This window comes from Streptomyces sp. ISL-36, from assembly GCF_018614205.1.
Lineage (GTDB): Bacteria > Actinomycetota > Actinomycetes > Streptomycetales > Streptomycetaceae > Streptomyces.
On the sequence record NZ_JAGGOS010000018.1, the window covers coordinates 49,861 to 54,217 of the forward strand.

4 protein-coding genes and 2 pseudogenes are annotated in these 4,357 nt (G+C 71.4%); 2 read left to right on the forward strand and 4 right to left on the reverse strand.

The features are described from left to right. From J7E93_RS04730 to J7E93_RS04745, 4 genes and pseudogenes are all read right to left on the reverse strand, one after another. Window positions 1-270 (reverse strand): annotated as a pseudogene (locus J7E93_RS04730) (hypothetical protein); the annotation flags it as partial. A gap of 421 nt (window positions 271-691) precedes the next feature. After that, the gene (locus tag J7E93_RS04735; protein WP_215065966.1) at window positions 692-955 is read right to left on the reverse strand and encodes a hypothetical protein; all 264 of its coding nucleotides are present in this window, start codon (window positions 953-955) and stop codon (window positions 692-694) included. 246 nt (window positions 956-1,201) lie between these two features. Next, complete coding sequence (locus J7E93_RS04740; protein WP_215065967.1) at window positions 1,202-1,861, reverse strand: hypothetical protein; 660 nt, start codon at window positions 1,859-1,861, stop codon at window positions 1,202-1,204. 258 nt (window positions 1,862-2,119) lie between these two features. After that, a complete protein-coding gene (locus J7E93_RS04745) occupies window positions 2,120-2,359 on the reverse strand; it encodes a chaplin (RefSeq protein WP_215065968.1) in 240 nt (79 codons plus the stop codon). A 656-nt stretch (window positions 2,360-3,015) separates the two neighbouring features. On the opposite strand from J7E93_RS04745, the gene J7E93_RS04750 reads away from it, so the two are divergent. Both J7E93_RS04750 and J7E93_RS04755 read left to right on the forward strand, forming a co-directional pair. Further along, window positions 3,016-4,173: a glycosyltransferase family 4 protein gene (locus J7E93_RS04750; protein WP_308367776.1), complete on the forward strand. Its 1,158-nt coding sequence runs from the start codon at window positions 3,016-3,018 to the stop codon at window positions 4,171-4,173. Further along, a pseudogene (locus tag J7E93_RS04755) lies at window positions 4,170-4,357 on the forward strand (sugar transferase); the annotation flags it as partial. The gene J7E93_RS04750 and the pseudogene J7E93_RS04755, both read left to right, overlap by 4 nt.

Sequence of the window (4,357 nt, forward strand, 5' to 3'; positions counted from 1 at the left end):
CGGGTACGTCGGCGGCTTCGTGGTCGGAGGCGACGTCGGCGGGTACGTCGGCGGCTTGGGGGTCTCGTCGTCGGGACCGTCGCCGTAGCCGTCAGGGTCGTCCCACATGTTCGCGGGGAGGGGGACCTGAACGTACTGCCCGGCGTCGGCCGCGGGGAAGTCACCCGTACCGGACGCGGAGTTCGCTGCCACGGCGAAGCCGCCGGTCAACGACAGGATGCCCGTCGCAGCCGCGGCCGTGAGCAGTTTCCGGCTGATGATGGATCGCATACCGCTCTTCCTCTGGAGAAGGGAGAGACCGGTGGGGATCCCCCCTCGCTCCGACCGGCCTGTCCGCGCACTCAGTGCGTCAGTCGCTGACGGACTGGTTTACGGGAGGTGAGGCTCAGGGACACCGGGCGAATGTGCCGCGGGCCGCGGCGCGACAACGAGCGCTGTCGTCCTCGGTCTCTCCATGGGCCAACCTTCCGTGGGGGTTGGCGAGAGCGTAAGGAGGGGCACACTGCGGACGGCCGGGACCACACGGCAGTCGATCTGAAAATCATTCGATCAGCCGATCACCGTGGGCAGTGGGCTGCGCCGGTGGGAGCGTCGGGCCGGGCGGAGCGAGGGTGACACAGAAGGGTCGGGACCGCGTGACACGGTCCTGCGCGCGGGGGTTGCGCAGTTCGGAGGGCGTGATGCGGGCGCGTCAGCCGACCGGCAGGCCACCGAGCAGCCCGGCGTTCCTACCGGGCTTGTTCAGCCGCTCCGCGGCGTCTCCCACGGTCTTGACCACGGAGCCGTCCTTCGTGGTGCTCAGCTCGTCGGTCTTCAGACCCTTGCCGGTGACTGCCCCGAGACCCCCGTCCAGGCTGGTGGGGAGCGCCACCGACTCGGCAGCCATGGCGGGCGCTGCGACACCCAGGGCCATCACAGAACCGGCGACGATCGCGGCAACCTTGGTGGGCTTCATCGAGTGAGTCCTTCCTCTATGACGTCTTCGCAAGCAAGTCGCTTGCTGTACAGGTCTCTTGGCCGATTCCTGTACGTCGTTCCGCCCTCTGTAACGAGAGGTGCGCTCCCCGGAAACTCCGGGGGGAGGGATTTCTCGACACTGCACCCGAAGGAAGGGGTGCGGTGCTATTGGCCGACCGGATGCACGCACGCCGTGCCGTCCCGGCGGAGCCGGAGGGGCACGGCGCGTTCCGCGGCGTGGTGACTACCTGACGGGCGGGGAAGGCTTCACGGGCAGCTCGGGCGCCGCGACGGAAGGCTTGGCCGCGACCTCCGGGGTGGCGGCCGGGGCTGCCGGCAGGGCCGGCAGACCCTGCAGGGGCGCGATCAGGCCGCCGCCGAGCACCGTGGACGCGACCAGATCGACCAGCGAGGTCAGGGTCGTGGTGACCTGGGTGACGACGCCGGTCACCCCGCCCGAGGTGACCGTCGCGAGAAGGTCCGCGACCAGCTTCTCGACGGCGGCGAGGGTGTCGGAGACGACGTCGGCGGGCGCGGCCGAAGAGCCGACTCCCGCCGGAGCGGCCGGAGTGGTCGCCGGAGAGGCCGGGGCTTCCACGACGGTCGGGTCGACGGGCGCGGTGTCCGGCACGGAGGTCTCGGTGCGGGGTGTCTGCGCGGCGGCCTTGGCCGCGGCGATCGACGCCTTGATCTTCGCCTTGAGCGCCTCGGCGTCGGCGGCGGGGACCCGGCCGTCGTCCGCCTTCGGAGCGGCGGTGAGGAGTTCGGGAAGAGGGGCTCGGGCGGCGGAGGTGGCCGCGTGGGAAGGGTGATGGTCGTCGGCGACGGCGAGTCCCGCCGTACCGAGGGTGAGAGCGGCGGATATCGCCAGGACGGTGAGACGGCTTGATGCCAGGGGACGCATATATGTTCCTCTTCCTTATGCGTCGGACAACTTCTCCGCCACCGTGCCTGCGCGAATAGCGCTCCGCAACGGGAGGACTACGGAGCGCCACACCTCCGTTCGGGTGAATCGACCTCGCTGACCCCTCCTCCGGGGGGCGTACGCCGTTGCACCGGGCAGCGCACGAGGGTGCGCCCGAACGAGAAGAAGGCCGACGCACCGCACCCCGGAAGGGGCGGGTGCGCCGGCCTCGGAGGGACCGCGATCCGGCGTGCGAGATCAGGCGTTGACGCAGGTGTTGCCGAAGGCCGGGTTCAGGGCGCCGACGAGGGTCAGGGTGTTGCCGCAGAAGTTGATCGGCACGTGGAGGGGCACCTGCACGACGTTCCCCGCCACGAGGCCCTCGGAGTTCATGGCCCCGCCCCCGGCGGCGGCGTGGGCAGCGGCGACGCCGGTCGCACCCGCGACGGACGCGGCGACACCCATGGACAGGACTACAGCCTTCGCGATACGGGACATGGAGAAGCGCTCCTCGATTGTTTGCAGACCACTCGGACCGGACGGTCGACGCGAACGGTTTCGTCGCGCCTCTCCAACAACGCCACGCCATTTCATCGGTTGCTCTCCCGAACGGGTGACGTTCAACCGATCTTTGGGCCATAGGAGGGTCATTCGAGCGAGTGGGCCGGGAATGGCGCAACACGCACAACGAGGAACCCGTGCCGCGGATACGGAAGTTAGCGTTTGTGAGCATCTAATGCTTACTATCGCCCGTCGCTGGGGTTATAACGTTCCCGAACGTTGCTTCCGGCCCAGCCGCGCGGACACCCTTTTCGCACGGTCGACACCTTCCTCTCCCCCGGTCTTCACGGGTGTTCCCTTGCTTCTCTCATCCAAGCGGAGAACCTGTATGCGGAATTCAGCGGTTCGTGCTGTGCCCAGCGCTCGGTCGTGCGCCTTGACGTGTGCGGCCCCGGCCGTGGAAACGAGTCGATCGAAGAGCGTCACGCTCTCCGTTTCCGCCCATTCCGCGGACGACGTCATGAACTCCGGCATCACCGATTTCGGGGGTGCGCCTCGCCATGGAGCCGATCGAATCCATGCCCGCTCGGGCACCCGCCAGGAAACCGTCCGGCTCGGGGTGCTCTTCCTCCGGGCGGACGTCCGGCGCTGACGTGCTGCCTCCACGAGAATCGGATTTTTCGTCCTTCACCGTCCTGCACGCGGTCCAGCCCGGTGACGGTGGGGTGGCCCGGGTCGTCATCGACCTGGTGCGCGCCCAGCTCGCCGCCGGGATGCGGGTCGCGGTCGCCTGCCCGCCGGACACCTCCCTCGCCGCCGCCGTCCGGGAGGAGGGCGCCGCGCTCCACGGGTGGCGGGCCGGGCGCGACCCCGGTCCGCGGCTGGTACGGGAGACCCTGGACCTCGCCCGGGTGATCCGTACGGTCGGACCCGACGTGGTCCACGCGCACAGCGCCAAGGCCGGGCTGTGCGCCCGACTCGCCCTGCGGGGCGTCCTTCCGACGGTGTATCAGCCGCACGCCTGGTCCTTCGAGGCGGTCGGCGGAGCGGTCGGCGCGCTCGCCCTGCGCTGGGAGCGCGTGGCGGCGCGCTGGACGCGACGGATCGTCTGCGTCAGCGAGGCCGAGCGCCGCACCGGCGAGCGGGCGGGTGTCCGGGCGTCCTGGTCGGTCATCCACAACGGCGTGGACGTGGCCCGGTTCGCGGGCGGTGCGGCGCCGGGCTCCGGGGGCCCGGCCGACTCCGGCGAAGGCCCCGTCGTCGTCTGCGTGGGGCGGCTCTGCCGGCAGAAGGGGCAGGACGTCCTGCTGGCCGCCTGGCCCGCGGTCCTCGCCCAGGCGCCGACGGCCCGTCTGGTCCTGGTCGGTGACGGCCCCGACGGCGCGCGGCTGCGGGCCGGGGCTCCCCCGTCGGTGCGCTTCACCGGCGCCGTCGACGACACCGCCCCCTGGTACCGGGCGGCCGATCTGGTCGTTCTGCCGTCCCGTTGGGAGGGCATGGCGCTCGCGCCGCTGGAGGCCATGGCGAGCGGCCGGCCCGTGGTGGTCAGTGATGTGGACGGGGCGCGCGAGAGCCTGCCGCCCGGTCATGAACGCCTGTGCCTGGTCCCGTCGGAGGATCCGGCCGCGCTCGCCGCAGCCGTCGGCCGCCTTCTGGGCCGGCCGGAGCTGCGGCGGTCCATGGGCCGCCAGGCCCACGAGCACGTACTCAGCAGATTCGATGTGCGGCGCACCGGCGCGGCCGTCGCGGACGTGTACCGCGACCTGGCCGGAGTGCGGTGCACCGATCACAGAGAGCCGATTTCGCCGTGACTACGGAAAGCACCAGCGTCCCTCCTTCACCGGGCCCCTGGCCCTCGGCCGGCCAGGGGCATGCCCCCGGGCTCGCTTCCCTCGCACCGCAGCGCGGTGCGCCGGACCGGCTGGCTCTGCCGCCGCGCCGGCCCGCCCGGCGGCGGTTCGCCGCCGTGCCGCTCGTGGCAGCCGACGGTCTGGC

Coding starts and splice junctions, on each gene's coding strand:
- J7E93_RS04735 (WP_215065966.1), bottom strand. CDS start 955: ATGAAGCCCACCAAGGTTGCCGCGATCGTCGCCGGTTCTGTGATGGCC.
- J7E93_RS04740 (WP_215065967.1), bottom strand. CDS start 1,861: ATGCGTCCCCTGGCATCAAGCCGTCTCACCGTCCTGGCGATATCCGCC.
- J7E93_RS04745 (WP_215065968.1), bottom strand. CDS start 2,359: ATGTCCCGTATCGCGAAGGCTGTAGTCCTGTCCATGGGTGTCGCCGCG.